Consider the following 17,217-nt stretch of genomic DNA (forward strand, 5'->3'; position numbering starts at 1 on the left):
CGGCGCCACATACAGGTCGTCACCAAGACTCAGATGCACCTTCGACAGATGGAAGCCGCCCAGCGGGCAGCCCATGTCGCTCCGCTGTACCCCAAGCCTGCCCACTCCCAGCACTACTACGCTGAGCTCCAGTCGCCGACCATGGCAGCCAGAACACGCTGACGGACACGCCATGTGGGTGGGCCTGCTGCCCCCAGGATGATCTGGGGGCAGCAGGCCCACCCACATGACACGTCAACGCTCAGTCTCCCTGCGGCGGGCTGACCTGCCCCCGCACCGCATCCCGGTATTCGGTGCTGCCTGTGAATGGCACCCGGTTGCGTGCTTGGTGATAGCCGTTTACGCACTCGCCCAGGTACATCCGAGGAAGGCGCTCCAGCACCCGTGCCAGAGCGTCGTGCCACAAGTACGGCCCGGCGGCCGCGTCCTGCCCCGTCGGGGTGTGGGCGGACTCCCAGCCGGTCCACAGTGCGGTGAGCTCCTGGCGCGCCGCGCCGTGCAGGTACCAACACTGGCGCGGAAGCTGATCGGTCGAGAGCTCGAACTCATCGGCCAGCCACAGCACCCAGTCCACGAAATTGTCCCACAGCTTCTGGTACTGATCCTCCGGCACGGTGCGCCAGTCGATGGCAGCCCCCGGAACCCGCTCGCCCTCGGCAGGTGCTCCGCCCACCCCCGGTCCACCACTCACCGGCCCGGCGGCAGCCTGCCGCGGGAGTAAGTTGAGCTGCTGCTCGATCTCGGTGAGCCGATTGGTGATGATCTTCTGCTCGACGTTGAAGGCATCCAGCGCGTCGAGCAGCGGCTGGAACGGGTCCCCTTCCGGCTCCTCCAAGCCGAAGTCCTCGTTCTCAGTCACTGGCGTGCGCCTCCCGCAGGGCGGCGTCCGTCGCGGCCTTGATCTCTGCAGCGCGAAAACTCTCATGAATGCGCTCGAATTTGACCTTGGTGACCCTGGTGCGGCGGTGCACCACCAGACCGTGCCGCTCGGGAATCATCCGGATGTCAGCCGGCTCCAGCACCGCCCGGCGCCGGGTCGATACAGAGACCGACATGCTGTCCCCACTGTCCGATAGGGACTCTGTATCCTCTTCGAATTCTCCCGCTAGCGCGCTGTACGTCTTCAGTTCCTGCTCGTCGCTGACGCCACCCAGGATAACTTTCACTGTGGCAGCGGCGAACATTTTTCGAACGCCGATCTCGCCCCACCTTTCCTGAGCTTGGGCGAGGTTCTGGAGAACGGCGACGACAAATATATTCTGCGATCCGCTGACGCTCATGAGGGACGGAATCTGGGGGAGTGGAGCGACATTAGCCAGTTCGTCACCGAAGAACCCAAGCGGTGGGTCGAGTCGCCCGTTTGGCATCTTCGCGGCAACCTTCTTCGCGGTGTCCAGGATGGACCTGGTGAATGCTGCCATGATCGGGGCGAGACTGCTTCCCTCGTCTTCCTCGCCGATCAAGAACAGGGTTCCGCCCGTGCGCAGCCAGTGTTCGATGCTGAACAGGGACGGATCCTTCGGGTCTGCGGCAAAGATCTGTGCCACGAGCGGGTCGTACAGCGCCGTGAAACTCTGCTCTGCGGTGCGCCACGAGGCGCTTCGTTCCTCAGGCGCCGCAGCGTGCTGGGCCGCCAGCGCGCGGGCCAGGTCCGACCGGCCGTGCCTGGCGAGGATGTCTACCGGCTCGCGGATGCTGGGTGCGGTGGCCCAGCGCAGCAGATTCATCGCCCCAAGTCCTTCCAGGGCGGCCGCGTGAAGCCAGCAGGTAATCAGGATCTGCGCGTTCATCGCGAAGTAGCCGCCGTTTTTTGTGCCCTCCTCTGATTTCGTGGTGGACGTGAGAGTCTCGGCGCGCTTTCTGGCCGTTGTGAAATCCGTACAGCCGTCCACGAGAGACCATCGCAACTGGTGCGGCCACCCCGAAAGAGCTGTCGGATCCAGAACCTGAACGGGGCCATGCCGTTCACGCAGTTTCGCGGTGGCGTAGAGGACGTCAACCTTCGAACTGGTCGCCAGAACCGTCCCCTCGAAATCAAGGATTCCCGGCATGATGATCTGGCTCGTCTTGCCCTCTCGGGGCGGCGCGACCAGAAGGAGCGTTTCCTCAATCGGCACCCACAGCGGGACACCCGTCGGAACCGACACGCCGATGTGGACGGCGACGGTCTTGACGCTGGGCCTGGCCACGGACAGCTTCCGATCGTCCAGTCGGAGCCGGGCTGGCAGTGGCAACTGGGCCTTGGCCGACCCTCCGACAGCCTTGGCCAGACTGGGGCGCAGGGCGGGAAGCCGGGACAGTGCGTAGGCCTCGCCGAGAGCAGCCTCCAGCTCGCGCTTGGTGGCGAGGCCGTCGATGCCCTCGGAGTTCCAGGCGGACCACCGGCGCCATGCCCTGCGCCCAACTACCGCAGTACCAACTGCAGTGACGAGGAGCACGAGGTAGAAGATGAGCACATGGCCCACGCCGGCCCCCGGCGGGAATGCCTTCCCCGGATCCAGAGGGTCGGCCGGCAGTCTCACCAGCGCCTGCCCCGCCTCCGACCAGGACACCGTGGCGAGCCGTCCGTGGTTGAGCAGGCCAGAGACGGCTGCGGCCACCCACACGAGGAAGGACCCAGCGACCACCGCAGCGATCCCGAACAGCCACCACCCGTCGCGGAACAGGTGAAGCCGTATCCCGTTATGGGGGGTGACAACCTTGCCGTTCACACGCCACCCCCCTTGCGCAGGGGCACAACGGGAGCGGCAAAGCCAGTGGAGACCGTCGTGCGCTTCTCCGTCATCCTGCTGTCGGTGTTCGTCAGCTGAATCTCCGTCTGCGACCGGATATGCTCGACAAGCAGCACCCGCTTGCCTACCTGCCACACGGCTCTGCCGGGCGCGCACAGGTTGGCAGGGTCCGTGATGGCGGCCACCGCCCACTTCGGCAACTGCAGGTAGTCGGCCGTGATCTCGGCCTCGTGCTGATCGAGGTGATACACCACCCTCGTTGCGCTGAGTTTGAGGATGGCAGCGGCTTCGGGAGCATCAGCGATCAGCAGATCACCGAGGTGATGGAGAATCGACCAGAAACTCAGCCCCAACCTGCGGCCGTACCTCATGAACTCCTCGAACAGCCGGGCGACAGCCCGGTGGGACAGGATGTGCCAGGCCTCTTCGACGATTAACGTCCTCTTCACGTCGTCGTCCTCCTTCAGCCAGCCGAATCGAAGCCACGGCCCGATCACGGCCATGAGGAGCGGCATCGCGACACCCTCGCGTGGCAGCTGCGCCAGGTCAAAGACGATCAGCCGTGCGTCGAGGTCGATGCCCTCTGAAGTAGGGCCGTTGAAGAGACCGGCCAGCTCCCGATTCGGGGCGCACAGCTTGTCCAGGGCGAGTGAGGCGGGCTGGCCCCACACCACCAGGTCCTCCGCACCGATCTCGCGCTGACCGAGCGTGGCCGCGACGGGGTGCGTCAGCGCGTTGTGCACGTCGGACAGGACCGGTACGCGGTTCTCCGACGCCGAGACCCGCAGGGCCACCGAATGGGCCTGTGACAGCGCGAAGTCGGCCTCCGACGACAACGCGCCGGCCAGGATCTCGACCATGGATGACAGCACGCGAAACTGGTGACGAGCCGGAATCCGGGAATCCAGAGGGTTGAACCGTACCCCCTGCTTGGAACCCCCGTAGACCAGACGGATTGGGGTGATGCCGAGACTGCGGGCGATCTGGTCCCACTCACCGCGGCCGTCTTCCCCTTGAGCGTCCAGCACACAGAACGACCGGTTGCGGAACCTCAACTGCCTCAGCACGTAGGTTTTTTCCAGCGCGGACTTGCCGTGCCCGGACTTCCCGAGCACCAGCACGTGTCCACTGGCCAGGCGCTCGCGCGCCGTAGGGTCGTACAACACGAACGGGTCGTATATCCATGCCCGCCCGCTGTAGATCTCCCGGCCGATGATGACGCCACGCGGGTCCAAACTGGGCGCGCCCACCGCGGGATACAAACCACAGGCCTGCATCGTCGTGGTGCGAACCGCACGCCGGCGGGTGGCGGACTGAGGCAGGATCATGCGCAGCATGGGTCACCGCCGCCCTTCAGGAAGGATGCCTCCGACCAGCGGCAGCGTGTTCGCGAACGCGCGCCACTGCTCCTTGTCGCACCACTCCAGCGTCAGCTGGGACTTGGCGGCTGCGGCCCGAATGTCGTTCTTCTGTCGGACCAGCTCATCCTTGTCGGAGCTGGTCACCGTGACCCAGCCGGTCAGCCGAACACCTGAGGCGCCTGCGGCGATCTCCTCCACCGTTCCTGCCGCGGCGCGAATCTCCCGTCGCTCACGCGGATCCTGCAGCTTGCCCGGTGTGTCGTCGGCCTGGCCGATCTCCGAGGTCACGTCCGAGAGTGCCTCGGCCAGGGCCCGTTCTCCCGGGACGAGCTCCATCGTGACGCCGACGGTGTAGATCATGTCCTGGAGGTAGAGCAGGAGTGGCGCGAGGAAGTTGACTCCGACGGGCACCGTGGGCCACTGCTTCACCCAGGCCGTCGCGCTGTACCACGGCTCCTCTGCCTCGAAGCCTCGAGCGCCGATGAGAGTCTCATCTCGCGCATCGACCTCGGCCGGCCAGGCGGTGGATCGGTCCATGCCGCGGTTGTCGTCGAGCCAGTGCCCGGGCGCGTAGCTGTGGTGGAACAGAGAAGACAGCGCCGCCTCGTCGAGGCTGCGGACCCAGCGCAACTGGGCTCGGCCCAAGTTGCGGATGAACGTCTCGATCTCTTTGCCGAGGACGACGCCGTATCCCTCGGCCAGCGTGCTGTACCGGCTGGCCTCCTCCACCAGGTCACGGCTGTAGGGAATGCCGAGCGCGAGGAAGAGCCGACGGTCCTCCGCCGAGATGGCCACCCGCTTGAGCAGCTGCTCGTACGAGGCGTCCAGCCAACTGGCGGCGCCGGGATCACGTCGTGCGGCGGCGTCGCGGATGTGTGCGTTGGGATCGGTCGGGATGATCTTGGACAGCCACTGCACGCGCTGGATGCGGCCACCCGACTCGGCGGTACTGCGCAGCAGGAACTCCCAGGCACTGATGAGGCTTTCCTTGTCCTCGGAGTCCAGGCCGCCAAAGTGCTTCATGCCCTCGACCTCGACCACCGCACTGAACATCGCCTCACTGGGCTGCAGGAGGACGGTCACCGTACCGAACCCGGTCCGCGCTTCGAACCACTCCATGCCCGGGGGGACACCCGCCGGCGCCGTTACGGCAGTGGGCCGACCATCGCCCCACCGCCCGGCGAACGGAGCCGTGGAGCGGTACAGCAGCGAGCTATTGCGCAGCCCCCGCCGATATGAGCGCTGAATCTCCAACCACCGCAAGTAGGTACGCCCACGGAACGGGAGGAGCACCGACCAGACCGTGAAGAGGGCAACGCTGAGGGTTCCAATGATCTTAAAAGGGACGCCGGGCAGGGCAGCCAGGAAGACAACGGTGAGGACTGCTCCCGCGCCGAGGACCAACTGCTCGTCGGCCTCGAACTTCCGGCCGAGGAATCCGCGCGGACGGGGCCTCGGAAACGTGAATGAGCGTGTCACAACAAGCTCACCTCCAGTTCAGATGAGCCTGAGTCAGGCAGGGGACAAGGGGGTGCTGTCTGGCCACTCACTGGCTGGCGGCAGGGGAGGAGGCACCTCTCCGCCGGGCAGAACGGCTGCCTGCGGTGGCGAAGCCTCGGGTGTGACGCCCTCAGAGGCAGAGGACCCTCCGCCTCTGCCCCCGCCACCGGGCTTGGGAGTTCCGCCCATGCCGCCAGGGCCGCCAGGCTGGTCGGGGCCGCCCTCTGGGCCGCTGCCTGAGCCACCAGGCATGCCCTCGCCGTCGCCCATGGATCCGGCACCGTCGCTGCCCATGCTGGCGCTGTCGAATCCCTTGCCGACGGCGCCCCTGACCCCCTCCTCAGCGCCGCGAGCCTTCGCCTCGGTCTTCTCCGCGCCGACAGCGGCGAGCCCGGCGGGGCTCTCGCCTGCAGCGGCTGCCTCGGTTCCAGAGCCGGGCTCGGCCTCGCTGCCGTAGCCCGTGCGGGGTAGGTCACCGGCGCCGGAGGAGTTCTTGTCCTGCATCTCGTCGTTGCTGTTGCTGCCGCGAGCCTTGGACCAGGCGTCCTTGCCCTTCTGCATCGCGATGTCACGGTGCTGGGCCAGGTTCTGGATTTCGTCACCGAACATCGGGATGAACTTCGAGACCTGCCACGGTGCGTATCCCGCGATGATGAACAGCGCCAGGATGATCAGCAGAGTGCTCACGACTCTACTGAAGCTTTCCGGTGGGTTGCGTATCGTGCTCCCGAACAGCGCCGGGATCATGGCTAGAACCACCATCATGACCCACTTGGACATGATGATGCCGGTGATGACGCCGATGTACTTCTTCGAGTGACCCCACAGGTCTCTGTCCACCAGGCCGGCGAACACCACGGGGCCGAAGACGACGCCAGTCAAGACCAGCGCGTTCCGGGCGACGAGCATGAGAAAGAGACCCAGCCCCACAGTCAGGAAGAACCCGATCAGGGCCAGCGCGATCGGCAAGCCCCACGCGGAAGCCGAGAGGACGCCGAGCATGACCACGATGAACGCACCAGTCAGAGTCATGTCGGCAAGGAAGGGCTTGAACATACTGACGGCCATCTCGTCGACCAGGTCGACGACGGTCGCGATGATCGCAGGGGCGAAGGCCGTCACGATCACCGACAGCAGAAGGCTGCCGATGGACTCGGCGATGGCGGCGGCCGGGTTCACTTCACGGGCGACACGCTTCACGATGGCGATCAGCCAGGCGATGCAAGTGAAGATGGTCGCCAGGGCGAAAACCATGCAGTACAGCTTGATGAACCCGGGATTGCTCCAGTCGATCTGCAGCACGGGTCACAACCCGTCCGAGGCTATGGCCTCGACCAACTTGCCGACGGACGGAGCCGACTTCTTGGCCAGGTATCCCAGCGGGTCAGTGGCGAAGCCGATGGTGTCGCTCACCGTATCGACCGCACCGCCGACTCCGTCCTTCACACCCCTGGCTGCATCCCCAGCCACTTCGCAGACCTTCTTGGCGGCCCCGTCGCAGACCCACTTGGCGCCGCCGACCGTCGCGTCGAAGGCCTCCTTGCCAGTCTCCTTGATCTCTTTACACATGCCTGCAGGCAGCACGCAGGGAATATCGATGCCTCCGACTGCGGGAGCAGCCGCAGGCTCGGCCGTGGCAGGGGACGCGAGCGCGGGAGACCCAGCCCCTACCACCGCCAGTAACGCGAGCAGGAGTGCCGACAGGCGGCGCGCTGCCCTAGCCGACATACGGCGGTGCATTGAACTCCTCCTCAGCTGTACGGAAGGCCTCCATCGAGGACGGCGAAGAGCCGTCGGACTGGAGTGGAGTCGGCCCATCGACGGAGGCGATCGACGTGATCTTCCAGTCCCCGTCACGCCACTGGAGGTTGTAGGTGTAGGTCGTCCAGCGGGCAGAAACCGGCAGGTTGGCCTTCTCTGTGGGAACCCCAGCCACCGAAGTCATCCACACGTCGACCGATGCCACATGGTCCGAATAGCTGGACACCCGCGTTCCCAGACATGCCGAGCGAAGCAGCAGCCCGGAAGCCTTACGGTCCTGAAGGCCGAAGCCTGCAACAAGCTGTGCGGTGGCCCGATCGTCGCGGCTGATCTGGTTCGCGAAGGATTCCGGCACCATGATCTGCCCGATCAGCTTGTCCCGGTACGGTTTGTTCGTGATGTAGGAACCGCTGGACCGCGCTATCTCGAAGTTGGCGGCCGCAGCGGCCACCCCCTCCTCGGACTGGGGATACCCGACCGGCACCCCGTCAGCGCTGCCCGTCGCCCTCGACGTCCCGCCGCTCCCACCTGGACTCCCCGCACGCGGGGAAGCAACAGAAGTGCCCCCTCCGCTACCCGGGGAGGAGCCACTCGACTGGCCTGACAGCGAGACCCACAGCGCGATGAACAGAACTGCTGCGCCGAAAACCCCGATGAACAGACGCACCGGAGGCCGACGCCTTTCCGATCCGCCCTTCGTGGGCTCGGCAACCAGCATCCGGGTCCCGGACACGGCGCCATCATCCTTCCTCCGCATCAGACCCCCATACCGAAGACAATTCCGAAGATCGTCGACATGGACGCGATAAGGAACAGGCCCGCCAGAGAACTAATCACCATCGTCTTTCCCTGCTTTACGTCCATGGTGTTCTGCTGAGAATTCCCGACGCGAATCTGCCAGGCACCCCAGATAGCCATGCCGAAAAGGATCAGAACCACGGCCGCCATCAGGGCCTGAATGACCGTCCGCGCCTTCTCGCCGACCGCACCAAACGGACCCCAATCCGGACTCAACCCGTTCACGAGGTCGCCCACACCTGCCGCCAAAGTAGTGGCCTCCTCTATGGCCCCGACCATGCCTACCTCCCTGCTGACTTTGGCACCCAGCCGCGAGGCGAGCACCGCAATACCGTCACTCGGCCCGAAAAACAGGAAAGAACCCACGCCGAACAAGCAGTCCCGTCCGAACTCCCGTCACACGGGAAGGGCTTGACTATCCGCTCGGTCATTGAAGTAAAGTCCCGCCTTGGATTCTCCGGATACCTCCGTGACTAGCTGACGCCGCACGACGCTAGAGGTCAATTCAGCACGCATCGCCCTCCTTTCCGCCTGGCGGGCACGATGCACTGCCGCTGCCCGCACCATGGGGAAACCCGCTCCCGCAGCGGCCCGTCCCACAGGACGCTCGGAGGGGAACATGCGGAAAGCACCGCTGATCGCAATAGCCACCCTGCTCACTCCAGCCATCGCGGTGCTCGCCCTCGTGCTGCTGCTGGCTGGCGGAGCCGGCGGATCAGACGACAACCACATGACGATGACTGCGGCCAGCCAGTGCATCGTCAAGGCCTCCACCGCCGAAGAAGGAACCACTCAACGCCCTCAGGTCCCGCTGAACCCCCGCGGACAGCAGACCAAGCCTTCCTGGAACGGGGAACAGACGAAGAACGCAGCTATCATCACCAACGTCGCCCGGACCAGGAACCTCAAGCCCAGGGCCGCCCTGATCGCGGTGGCAACCGCCATGCAGGAATCAACCCTTCGCAACTTGCACAACGGAGACCGCGACAGCCAGGGTCTCTTCCAACAGCGACCCAGCCAGGGGTGGGGCACCCCAGCCCAGGTAACGGACCCCATCCACGCATCAAACAAGTTCTACGACGCGCTGATGAAGATTCCCCACTGGGACACCAAGGATCTGGCCCACGTAGCTCAGGGCGTGCAGCGCTCCGGTTTCCCCGACGCCTACGCGAAGTGGGAAACCAGCGCCGGAAACCTCGTCGCCCAGGTCTGGGGCGCGGATGTCATCGACTGCGAGCAGCCCGCTGACAGCAGGAAGTCAGCCAAAGCCTGGCAGGCCCCGGTTGGCATCAACGCCACCCACAACTACAGCGCCGGCGGCTCGATGTGGTCCTCCGGCACCCACACCGGCGTGGACTTCCCCGTCCCCAGCAGCACAGAACTCCACGCCGTCGGAAACGGCACGGTCACCGAAGCAGGCTGGGGAGGCCGCTACGGAAACAACATCGTCCTGAAGATGCCGGACGGAACCTACACCCAGTACGCCCACCTCGCCCGCATCGACGTCAAGGCGAACCAAAAGGTCACGACCGGCCAGGTCATCGGCCTCACCGGCGCCACCGGCAATGTCACCGGCCCACACCTCCACTTCGAGGCACGCACCGGACCGGCCTACGGCAGCGACATCGACCCGGTGAAGTACATGCGCGAGCGCGGCACCAGCATCTGACCATCCAGAGGAGCACCATGCCACCCCGAGCCCCCGCCATGCCCAAGCCGCGAAGCGTCTCCACTCACCTGACCATCGGCTCAAACGCCGTGAACGTCGACGGCATCGCCATCTTCGTTCCGGACGGACACACCCCCACCGAAACCGCTCTCGCCCACCTCAGGGCCCGAGCCCGGCCCGAACTCATCCTGAAGGCACACATCGAACAGGAAGGCTCCCAGGAGCTCCTGCACCTCCCCGTCACACCGCCGGACCAGATGCCACCGGCCCGCCCCCTGCCCATCGGCCTCCCTCTCGAGCTTGAGGCACGTCTGATAGCCACCAGGCACCTCACCGCCAACGGCGGACCCACGGCAGCAGCCGACCACGCCCAGAGTCTCGTCATCGACCTGACCATGCAGTACGGCGCCGAACATCCCGTAACCCTCCACGCAGCCGAGGACTGGGCGAACCTTGCCTGGATCGCCACGAACTTCGAGGCCGCCGCGGAAGCCTGGCTTTGGCTCGCTGAGATCCGAAACGAGCAGGGGAACCCCTTCCTCACGCTCCTGTGCGCCGACAACACCGTCGCCTCGTGGCGCCGCCAACGGCCCGAAACCGCAGCCCAAAGCCGACCCGCACTGGCCGAGGGAATGGTCCGGATGAGAATGCGGCGCCACTACGCCGCCCTGACCCATACCTCACAGGCCGCCAACACCCGTGTCGTCTAAGGACTTTCCAGCCTGATGTAGCACGTCCGGCCTACAAGCAGAAGAGAAACCCTGATCGTGGGAGTCCACAGCCACGACGATGACGGTCAGGCGGCGGCATGACTCGTTGGTGTTTCCAGGCGCTCGCTGCTGTTGGCCGCCAAGCTGTCCGCCATGCCCGCACCTGCAGACCCCTCGACGAACAGTCACCTGACCTACGTGCCCGGCCGCGCATGTTTCGCGCGTCCAGGCAGCGGTGGGCGTGGGCGGCACTCTCGCTCGCCAGCATCTCCGTCTTCGCGTTCGTGCCGTTCGTCGTGACCTGGCGCAGACGCGTCGTTCCCGCATGGGTGGCAGGCCTGTACCTGCTCGGCAGTCCCGCAGGTCGCCCTTGGCGTCCCCTGCCAGGTGGTTGGTGAGGCTGTCGGTCTTTCATCGGTAGGGGTGTGGCACCGAGTTGGTTGGTGAGGTGGCACTGCTGGTCGAAGTCGACCAGCAGAACGCGCATGCCCAGTCCGGGCAGGTTCTCGATCTCCAGCGGGTCGTTGGCAGGCACCTCACTCTCGGCTTCCGCCTCGCTGTCCTGGACCTCCGGGGCAGAAGACTTGCCCCAAAGGACCACTCCGGCCCGTACTCGGCGGGACCCGCGGCTGGTTGGCGACAAGATGACCGGCGCGGGTCGTGGTGACCCGCGAACAAGGGGGTGTGTCGGCACCCGGTCCCCCCCACGCCCAGCGCAGGGCCGGTACGGCCGCACGCGTCTCGCAGATGTGCGGCGTCACTTGCCAGTGCACCGTCTGTGCACCTGGGCACCGTTCGAGAGGAACGACGATGACCTCCCTGGCCCACACCGTACACGTCAGGTCCATGCAGCCGTTGGCAACTGCCGCCCTGCCGCGCCGGCCGAACGGTCCGCACTCGACGTTCCTGCACGTGCCGTCGCTGGACCTGGTAGTCAGTGGCGACGTCGTCTACAACCAGGTGCACCAGTACCTCTCCGAGGCCGGCGACCACGGCATCGACGCCTGGCTCGACGCGATCGACGCCGTGGCTGCCCTCGCCCCAACCACCGTCGTGGCAGAGCACAAGAACCCCGAACAGGACGACCCGGCGTCCGTCATCGACGACACCCGGGACTGTCTGCGCACTCATTGATCATCTTCGCGCCTAGAAAAACCGGCGCGGATGAACCGAATCCTCATGCTGCTTGCAGGTCCGTCCCAACCGCCTGGAAGAGGTCACTAGATGTCGCATAGAACAAACGCGGATCTGCGGCCAATGCGCGCATGCCAAATACGACGGACAGACCCAGAGGGCCACCCTCGCCAACCGTTAGGTGGGGAGCTGTCATGATCTCCTCCGTCGGCGCCCGGGCGGGAGAGGGCGCGCCAGGGGTGGCGTTGCTTCCCCAGGCAGCCGAGTGGTTCTCTCAGTATGACGGCGACCGGAACTGGTTCTACGTGCCGTCGCCGTTCGTTTTCCGGATTGCGATACCACTGCCGACCGAGGTGCTAGCCAACGCGGTGACCGCGGTCCTGAGCCTCTACGATGCATTCACCTGCCGGTTCGTGCCGGTCGGCGACGGCTGGCAGCAGATCTTCGGTGCGGCGCCGCCGCCGACGTGCGAACAGCTTGAGCTGCCTTGGCCCCTCGATGGCGAAGACTGGATACCGGGGGCCCTGCGCACAATGCTAACCGGCGACGACGGGCCGATCGACATCGAGACCGGGCGCCTGGCTCGCGTCGCCGTGGTCGAGTCCATGCCCGGCGTGCACCACCTGCTGATCATCTGCCATCATCTGGCGCTGGACGCCTCGTCCTGGCGACTGATTGCCGCGGACCTGCTGACCTTCTTGACCGACAAGCGGCTGCCCCCGCGACGGCCGCCCCTTCATGACACGGCGGCCGCGTTGCGCAGCCTGGCGGACGCGCCTGAGGTAGCAGCCGAGCAGGCGCACTGGCTGTCACTCGGCCTAAACGCCGGCGCGCTCCCGCCGGCCGACCGCAACGGCGTCCCGGACCGCATCCGCGATGTCCGGATCACCCGGCGATCACTCGGACAGCCGGAGACGGCCGCGCTGATCCGCACAGCCGTCCGCAACGGGCTGCGGCCGGGCGAACTGCTCAGCTTGGCCGGCGCGGTGGGAGCGCTCGACGTCTTCGATAACGACGTGATCGCAGTGGACAACACGATCCGTGGCCGCGACCTGCCCAACGTCCAGCACTTGCGCGAAGTGGTGGGCTGGCTGTCGACCTACGCCCCGTTCGTCCTGCACCGATCGGCCCGCGGAGACGAGCCAGCGCTATTTGCCTACGCCCGCGCACACATGGTTGAGCTTACGGGCCGTGGACACTCGTTCGGGTTGCTGAAGTACCTCTCCTCGGAGGCGACCACCCGCGCCCGCCTTAGTGCTCTGACCAAACCGATCATCACCTGCAACTACGTCGGCACCACCGACGGCATGGCGACCGATGCCTCAGTGCAGCTCGTGGAGTTCGCCGGCTTCGACCGGCTCGACGTCGACTCCACCCCGTCGCATCCGCTCTTCATAACCGCGGAGGTGAGCCGACAGCAGATGACCATACAACTCGCCTACAGCGCCCGGCGCTTCGAATCCACGACGGCCGAGGCGTTCCTCGATGCCGTCCATGCCTTTCTCAAGAGATCGGCCGAGCTATGAGCGGAATCTATCTTCCCGCAACGACGACCGCTGTCCGTACCGTCCGGGGCCAAGCGCTCGACGCCTACCGAAGCCTGATCCGATCCGGCCTCGAGGCGTGGGCTGACAAGGCGGAATCCTGGGATGATGTCGGACACCTGCCGCAGGCGGTGTTCCGCAGCCTGGGCGAGGCTGGCGTCTTCCGGGAGCGGTGGTCGCGCGGGCGCGGCCCCGGCCTTGCCTACTCGGTGGTGCTCGCCGAGGAAACGGCACGGATCAACTCCGGCCTGGGCCTCGCCGCAACTCTGCACAACGAGACGTTCATCGGAACCCTCCGGCACCTCGCCCGAAACAGTGCCCAGCAGGAGACACTGGACCGCGCGATGGACGGCACCGTGATCGGATGCTTCGCGGTCACCGAACCCACCGGAGGTTCGGACATCGGCGCAGTGCGTACCTCTGCTGAGCGGCGCGCCGGCTTCTGGCGGATCACCGGCCAGAAGAGGTTCATCTCCAACGCTGGCACGGCGACCCACATGCTGTGCGTAACGCGGGCCGAGGGCGACTTGCTCGCGTTTATTCTCCCGATCGCGCAGCCCGGCGTCACCGTCGAGGGCTTCTACCCGAAGCTGGGCACGAACGGATGCGACGCGGCGCTGCTACGGATCGACACAGAGGTGCCCGATACCGCCCGGCTCGGCGCACGTGGCTCCGGCATGGTCGGGGTGCAACGAGCGTTGGAGCTCGAGCGCGTCGCGGTCTCCGCCCAGCTTATACAGGCCGCCCGGCAGGCTCAGGGTGTGGCCCTTGCCTGGGCGCGCCGGAGGAAGCAGTTCGGGAGCCGGCTCATCGAGCATCAGGCGCTGGCTCATCGCTGGGCAGACCACGACGCCGAGATCCTCACCGTCGAGGCGCTGCTGAACAGCGTCCTATTGCTCGCCACAGACGATCGGCCTATCGGCGGCTACGTCGCAGCCTTGAAGCTGCGGGCAGCCGATGTGGCCCAGCGGGTCGTGGACACCGCCCTGCAGACCTTCGGCGGCCGCGGCTATACGACGAACTTTCCGATCGAACGGATGGCTCGAGACGTGCGGCTGGCCCGGATCGGTGCGGGCACCGATGAGGTGCTGCGCGAACTCATTGCCCGCCGCCTGGACCGGCCGCACCCGGCCTTCGACGAAGCGCTCGACGACATCGTCGAACGTGACATCCCGCTGTCCGATGACCGCCAGCCCCGTGTGGAGGAGTCATGACCGTCTCGTTGGCCTACCCCGAGCTGGCGACAAGCATCGTGCGCTGCTGTGCCGAACTGCTGTCGCTCAACGTCGCGCCAGACTTCGCCGGGTCCGGCGACGAGATCTTCTCCTTCGGGCGCGGTAGTGGTGCAGCGATCGCCGGCGTGACGATCGACTCAATGGAGCTGCAGGAAGTTCTCGTCACGCTCGAAACCGAGTTCGGGATCGACCTGCTCGGGCTCGACGATCTCGGCCGGGTCGCCTCGATGGACGGGCTCACCAAGTATGTGGTTCAGGAGTCGACGCCCGAGCGGGTGCGCGCGTTCATCGAGCGTTGGGCGGCGAACGCGTGACGGCGGCCGGACTGAGTTGCTGGGAGCTCTTTAACCCGTTCGACGCCGAATTCGCGAACGATGCGTACGGTCATTACCGTCGGCTACGGGAGACCGCACCGATCTACTTCCACCGCGACATGAACGTCTGGTTGGTCAGCCGCTACGACGACATCACGTCGGTAATGACCGGCCAGGCTTTCGGGCGCGCCGGACAGCTGGAGTCGGCCAAGCCCTTCGAGGTCGGTTCGGCACCGCAGCGCCTCACCGGGGAGTGGCTTGTCGGCGTCGATCCGCCGCAGCACACCAGAGTGCGCCGCTGCTTCGCCAAGACGTTCTCGCACCGCAGGGTCGATAACTTGCGTCCGTTCATCGAGGACCGTGTGGGCGCGCTGCTTGATCAGTTCGCGGCGGACAATGGCGGCGACTTCATCGCCATGGTAGCCGAGCCGCTGCCGTTTCAGGTCATCTGCCATCTGCTTGGCATCCCCGCTGCCGATCACCCGGCGCTGCTCGAGATGACTACCCGGATGTTGCCGCTTATGGAGCCGATAATGACCGACGTCCAGCGCGCCTCCGTACAGGACGCGGCCGGGCGGGCGGTCGAATACTTCGACAACCTCATCGCCGAGCGACGACGCCGGCCCGGCGACGACTTTGTCTCGCACCTGATCGCGGTGTCCGACGACTATGCCGGTCCGGACGGCGGCGCACTGACCGCCGCGGAGCTGATGAACAACGTGGCATTCCTGTTCGGTGCCGGCCATGAGACCACCACAAGCGTGCTAGGCACCGGGATGTACGCGCTGCTCAGCGCGCCGGACGAGCTGACCCAGCTGCGCGCAGACCCCGGCCTGCTCGACGCGGCCGTTAGGGAGATTATCCGCTGGGAGGCACCGTTTCAGTTCATCGCGCAGCAGGCTCATGACGACACCCTGCTCGGAACCGTCGAGATCAGTGCCGGGCAGGTCGTGGTCGCCTTGCTGGGTGCGGGCAACCACGACCCGGCGCGGTTCACCGACCCGGATTCGTTCCGCGTCACACGCGACGAGGGGCCAGCGCTGTCGTTCGGAGCCGGCCTGCACTACTGCATCGGTGCGGGGCTGGCCAAGCTGGAGGCGGAGGTGCTGTTCGGTGAGCTGCTGCGCCGATTCCCGAAGCTTCTCCTGGAGCAGCAGGCGCGATACCGGCCCGGATTCTCGTTCCGCGCCCTCGACGAGCTGCAGATGCGGGTGGTGCTCCGATGAGGCGAAGGGTCGCGGTGACCGGAGTCGGCCTGCACACGCCTGCCGGTAGGCGGCCCGACGATCTGATGCACGCGCTGGACGATGGGCGGACGCTGGCCGTGGCGTCGCCCGAGCTGATCCAGGCTGGCGCACCGGTGACGTTCGCTGGTCTCGTGCCCGAGTTCGACATGACGGGGTACGTCGACAAACGCCGGTTGCGCCAGCTCGAACGCCCTAACATGCTGGGCCTGGCGGCGGCGGCCGATGCGCTCGACGACGCCGGTCTGCCCATGGAACCTGGCGCGTTTGACCCGGCGGCGTTCGGTGTCGCGGTCGGGACCGGCCACGGCAACCATCACGTCATGGAACGCGTCGCCACCCAGGCCGACGTCGACCTGCATCGGCTGCATCCGTCGACGGTCACGCGGATTATGTACAACTCCACAGCGGCCCTGATCAGTGCCCGATTCGGCGCCGCTGCCTTCTCGATGACCTATGTCGCGGCCTGCGCGAGCGGTGGCATGGCCATCGGCGAGGCGATGCGGCGGATCCGAGAGGGGCAGGTGGTAGCGGCGCTGGCCGGAGGGGTCGACTCGCCGGTCAGCCCGCTCACCGTCGCCGCGTTCGCCCGGATGAGGGTGCTCTCCACCAGCCGCGCTGACCCGGCCACCGCCAGCCGGCCGTTCGACACCGAACGCGACGGCTTCGTACTGTCCGAGGGCGCCAGCTTCCTGCTGCTGGAGGAGTGGGAGCACGCGAAGGCCCGCGGAGCGCACGTCTACGGCGAGGTCGCCGGCTATCACACCAACTCCGACGCCTACCACGCGGTAGCGCCGCGGCCGGATGGCTCCACCGCCGCGCGCTGCATGCTCGGCGCATTACTCGACGCCGGAATTGAGCCCGGCGAAGTAGGCCATATCAACGCCAACGCGACGTCCACCTGGTCCGGCGACGAGGCCGAGGGTCGGGCAATCCAGGCAGTCTTCGGCGCGGCCGGACCGCCGGTGACCGCGCCCAAGGGCGTGCTCGGCCACATGATCGGCGGGGCCGCAGCAGCCGAGGCGTTTGCGTCTTTGCGGTTCGGTGCGCGCGAGGAGGTAGCCCCGGTGGCGAACGTCGACCAGGTCCAGGGGGGTCTCGGCATCAACGTTGTGGTCGGCGAGCCGCAGGCCGCGGTCGGCCCGTGGGCAGTGTCGAACTCGTTGGGCTTCGGCGGCCACAACGTGTCACTCGTCCTGTCGTCGGCCGGGTGAT

16 protein-coding genes and 1 pseudogene are annotated in these 17,217 nt (G+C 66.3%); 8 read left to right on the forward strand and 9 right to left on the reverse strand.

Annotated elements, in window-relative coordinates; translation table 11 throughout:
- Positions 1 to 241: 241 nt before the first annotated feature.
- The 8 genes from IE275_RS40800 to IE275_RS40835 form a co-directional block, all read right to left on the reverse strand.
- Positions 242 to 859 (reverse strand): hypothetical protein, encoded by a 618-nt coding sequence (locus tag IE275_RS40800; protein ID WP_189717756.1) that lies wholly within the window; start codon positions 857 to 859, stop codon positions 242 to 244.
- A complete protein-coding gene (locus IE275_RS40805) occupies positions 852 to 2,711 on the reverse strand; it encodes a type IV secretory system conjugative DNA transfer family protein (RefSeq protein ID WP_229871132.1) in 1,860 nt (619 codons plus the stop codon). The genes IE275_RS40800 and IE275_RS40805 overlap by 8 nt, the downstream gene beginning before the upstream one ends.
- A complete protein-coding gene (locus tag IE275_RS40810) occupies positions 2,708 to 4,069 on the reverse strand; it encodes a putative type IV secretion/conjugal transfer ATPase (RefSeq protein ID WP_189717757.1) in 1,362 nt (453 codons plus the stop codon). Before IE275_RS40810 ends, IE275_RS40805 begins: the two co-directional genes overlap by 4 nt.
- Before the next feature lie 3 nt (positions 4,070 to 4,072).
- Positions 4,073 to 5,572, reverse strand: a complete 1,500-nt coding sequence (locus tag IE275_RS40815) for an SCO6880 family protein (RefSeq protein ID WP_189717758.1) — start codon at positions 5,570 to 5,572, stop codon at positions 4,073 to 4,075.
- Positions 5,573 to 5,605: 33 nt separating this feature from the next.
- Positions 5,606 to 6,895 (reverse strand): hypothetical protein, encoded by a 1,290-nt coding sequence (locus tag IE275_RS40820; protein WP_189717759.1) that lies wholly within the window; start codon positions 6,893 to 6,895, stop codon positions 5,606 to 5,608.
- A 3-nt stretch (positions 6,896 to 6,898) separates the two neighbouring features.
- Positions 6,899 to 7,177, reverse strand: a complete 279-nt coding sequence (locus IE275_RS40825; RefSeq protein WP_189717760.1) for a hypothetical protein — start codon at positions 7,175 to 7,177, stop codon at positions 6,899 to 6,901.
- A gap of 133 nt (positions 7,178 to 7,310) precedes the next feature.
- On the reverse strand, positions 7,311 to 8,111 hold the full coding sequence (locus IE275_RS47530) for a DUF8175 domain-containg protein (RefSeq protein ID WP_506417348.1): 801 nt from the start codon (positions 8,109 to 8,111) through the stop codon (positions 7,311 to 7,313).
- Entirely contained in the window at positions 8,111 to 8,518 is a 408-nt protein-coding gene (locus IE275_RS40835) for a DUF8827 family protein (RefSeq protein WP_229871135.1), read from the reverse strand. Before IE275_RS40835 ends, IE275_RS47530 begins: the two co-directional genes overlap by 1 nt.
- Positions 8,519 to 8,771: 253 nt before the next feature.
- On the opposite strand from IE275_RS40835, the gene IE275_RS40840 reads away from it, so the two are divergent.
- Positions 8,772 to 9,821 carry a M23 family metallopeptidase gene (locus IE275_RS40840; RefSeq protein ID WP_229871136.1) on the forward strand — a complete coding sequence of 350 codons (1,050 nt, stop codon included), beginning with the start codon at positions 8,772 to 8,774 and terminating at the stop codon, positions 9,819 to 9,821.
- 89 nt (positions 9,822 to 9,910) lie between these two features.
- Positions 9,911 to 10,531 carry a hypothetical protein gene (locus IE275_RS40845; RefSeq protein ID WP_189717763.1) on the forward strand — a complete coding sequence of 207 codons (621 nt, stop codon included), beginning with the start codon at positions 9,911 to 9,913 and terminating at the stop codon, positions 10,529 to 10,531.
- Between the two features lie 354 nt (positions 10,532 to 10,885).
- On the opposite strand, the pseudogene IE275_RS46380 reads toward IE275_RS40845, so the two are convergent.
- A pseudogene (locus IE275_RS46380) lies at positions 10,886 to 11,054 on the reverse strand (ParA family protein); the annotation flags it as partial.
- Positions 11,055 to 11,341: 287 nt separating this feature from the next.
- Between IE275_RS46380 and IE275_RS40850 the strand changes: the two are divergent.
- The 6 genes from IE275_RS40850 to IE275_RS40875 all read left to right on the forward strand — a co-directional run bounded on the left by IE275_RS40850 (position 11,342) and on the right by IE275_RS40875 (position 17,216).
- Entirely contained in the window at positions 11,342 to 11,665 is a 324-nt protein-coding gene (locus IE275_RS40850) for an MBL fold metallo-hydrolase (protein WP_229871138.1), read from the forward strand.
- 194 nt (positions 11,666 to 11,859) lie between these two features.
- Positions 11,860 to 13,191 carry a condensation domain-containing protein gene (locus IE275_RS40855; RefSeq protein WP_189717764.1) on the forward strand — a complete coding sequence of 444 codons (1,332 nt, stop codon included), beginning with the start codon at positions 11,860 to 11,862 and terminating at the stop codon, positions 13,189 to 13,191.
- Positions 13,188 to 14,423 carry an acyl-CoA dehydrogenase family protein gene (locus tag IE275_RS40860; protein WP_189717765.1) on the forward strand — a complete coding sequence of 412 codons (1,236 nt, stop codon included), beginning with the start codon at positions 13,188 to 13,190 and terminating at the stop codon, positions 14,421 to 14,423. Before IE275_RS40855 ends, IE275_RS40860 begins: the two co-directional genes overlap by 4 nt.
- Positions 14,420 to 14,758 (forward strand): hypothetical protein, encoded by a 339-nt coding sequence (locus IE275_RS40865; protein ID WP_189717766.1) that lies wholly within the window; start codon positions 14,420 to 14,422, stop codon positions 14,756 to 14,758. Before IE275_RS40860 ends, IE275_RS40865 begins: the two co-directional genes overlap by 4 nt.
- Positions 14,740 to 15,984, forward strand: coding sequence for a cytochrome P450 (locus tag IE275_RS40870; RefSeq protein WP_189717767.1), 1,245 nt, complete (start codon positions 14,740 to 14,742; stop codon positions 15,982 to 15,984). Before IE275_RS40865 ends, IE275_RS40870 begins: the two co-directional genes overlap by 19 nt.
- The gene (locus IE275_RS40875) at positions 15,981 to 17,216 is read left to right on the forward strand and encodes a beta-ketoacyl-[acyl-carrier-protein] synthase family protein (RefSeq protein WP_229871141.1); all 1,236 of its coding nucleotides are present in this window, start codon (positions 15,981 to 15,983) and stop codon (positions 17,214 to 17,216) included. Before IE275_RS40870 ends, IE275_RS40875 begins: the two co-directional genes overlap by 4 nt.
- Position 17,217 lies beyond the last annotated feature (1 nt).

This window comes from Streptomyces phaeofaciens (assembly GCF_014648915.1).
GTDB lineage: Bacteria > Actinomycetota > Actinomycetes > Streptomycetales > Streptomycetaceae > Streptomyces > Streptomyces phaeofaciens.